The 1,086-nt window shown below is 72.9% G+C and carries 2 protein-coding genes and 1 pseudogene; all 3 read left to right on the top strand.

What is annotated here, in order from left to right:
- Positions 1-228 (top strand): annotated as a pseudogene (locus PO768_RS06495) (tryptophan--tRNA ligase); the annotation flags it as partial.
- Positions 229-245: 17 nt separating this feature from the next.
- A complete protein-coding gene (locus tag PO768_RS06490) occupies positions 246-824 on the top strand; it encodes an ECF-type sigma factor (protein ID WP_137945504.1) in 579 nt (192 codons plus the stop codon).
- A gap of 5 nt (positions 825-829) precedes the next feature.
- On the top strand, positions 830-1,086 hold a 257-nt coding region (locus PO768_RS06485), incomplete at its 3' end, for a hypothetical protein (RefSeq protein ID WP_272645408.1).

Genomic DNA, 1,086 nt, shown 5'->3' with positions numbered 1-1,086 from the left:
GAGGACGACGGCCAGTTCTACTTCAAGCTCAATGCCGCCGATGGCGGCCTGCTGCTGCAAAGCCGCGGCTTTGCCCAGGGGCGCGAGGCCGGCCAGTGGGTGGCGCGGCTCAAGCGCGAGGGCACGGCCGCGCTGGCCGAGGCGCCGGTGGAGCGCGCCGCCGGGCTCGCGGCCGGCGCGCTGGAGCAGGCCCTGGATGCCCTGGCCGCTGCGGCCGCCGCCGAATAAGCAAGGCCGAGCCTGCGATGAGCCAGGGCGCGATCACCCAGCTGCTGGTGGATTGCTCGGGCGGTGATGCCCAGGCGCTGCAGCGGCTTTATGCGACGCTGTATCCCGAGATCAAGCGGGTGGCGCGGCAGCGGCTGGCGCAGTCGGGCCGGGTTGTCGGGCTCAACACCACGGCCCTGGTGCATGAGGGCTTTCTGCGCATCGCCGAGCAGGAGGGCTTGCAGGGCGCCTCGCGCGGCCAGTTCTTTGCCTATGTCGGCCGGGTGCTGCGCTCGGTGGTGATCGACCATGTGCGTGCCGAGGGGCGCGACAAGCGCGGCGGCGATGCGGTGATGCTGACCTTGTCGGCGGCCGAGCAGGTGGCGGCGGTCAGCAGCGAGATGGTGGACCTGATCGCGCTGGACCGCGCGCTGGCGCGCATGCAGGCGCTGGACCAGGGTCTGTACGAGCTGATCGAGATGCTCAGCTTTGCCGGCCTGACGATTGCCGAGGTGGCGCTGCTGCGCGGCACGTCCAGCCGCACCGTCAATCGCGAGCTGATCAAGGCGCGCGCCCTGCTGCAGGAGCTGCTGGGCGACGGCGCCCCCCCTGGCTGAGGCCGATGCTGGCGCGCGATCAATGGCAGCGCCTGTCGGCCGGCTTTGACGAGCTGGTCGAGCTGGGCGCGGTCGAGCGCGCTACCCGGCTCGCCGCGCTGCGGGCGCGGGAGCCGGAGCTGGCCGAGCGCCTGGCGCGCATGCTGGACTCGGCCGACCAGGCCGCCGAGAGCGTCGATCGATCCGAAGCAGCCGCACCGGCCCAGGGCTTTCAGCAGCGCCTGGCCCGGGCGCTGGCGGCCGAGCCCGGTGGCGGCGGTGG

Source organism: Paucibacter sp. XJ19-41 (assembly GCF_028462495.1).
Lineage (GTDB): Bacteria > Pseudomonadota > Gammaproteobacteria > Burkholderiales > Burkholderiaceae_C > Roseateles_E.
The sequence above is the reverse complement of the archived record's forward strand: the minus strand, read 5'-3'. Positions and strand labels throughout refer to the sequence as shown.